Origin of the sequence: Candidatus Rickettsia tasmaniensis, assembly GCF_036857515.1 — a bacterium.
Lineage (GTDB): Bacteria > Pseudomonadota > Alphaproteobacteria > Rickettsiales > Rickettsiaceae > Rickettsia > Rickettsia rickettsii.
Map to the genome: position 1 here is coordinate 1 of NZ_JAQCNX010000089.1, position 509 is coordinate 509.

Here is a 509-nt window from a genome sequence, read left to right on the forward strand (position 1 = left end):
AATTAACAAAATAAACCTATAAAAACAAGTTTTTATAGGTTTTACTGGATTCCCGCCTCCGCGGGGATGACATCAGAAAAATAAGATAAAAAACAAACAGTGACCGACTTCTTGCATAACTTGCTTCTAAAGGTAATTTGTGTATCAATCCGGTACTCGCATCCTCACGTACTAAAGTGTACGCTGTAGTACTGCGTTCCGTGTTTCCTTCAAATTCCTCTTTATTAGCTACGTTATGCAAGAAGTCGGTCACTGTTTGTTTTTTATCTTATTTTTCTGATGTCATTCCCGCGGAGGTGGGAATCCAGAAAAAGTAGCCTTAATCCCGATCTCAACAATTACTCATTAATTAACAAAATAAACCTATAAAAACAAGTTTTTATAGGTTTTACTGGATTCCCGCCTCCGCGGGGATGACATCAGAAAAATAAGATAAAAAACAAACAGTGACCGACTTCTTGCATAACGTAGCTAATAAAGAGGAATTTGAAGGAAACACGGAACGCAGT

The 509-nt window shown here is 37.3% G+C and carries 1 pseudogene; it reads right to left on the reverse strand.

Going from position 1 to position 509, the window contains the following annotated elements:
* Positions 1 to 115: 115 nt before the first annotated feature.
* Positions 116 to 244: pseudogene (locus O6R16_RS08105) on the reverse strand (palindromic element RPE1 domain-containing protein); the annotation flags it as partial.
* Positions 245 to 509 lie beyond the last annotated feature (265 nt).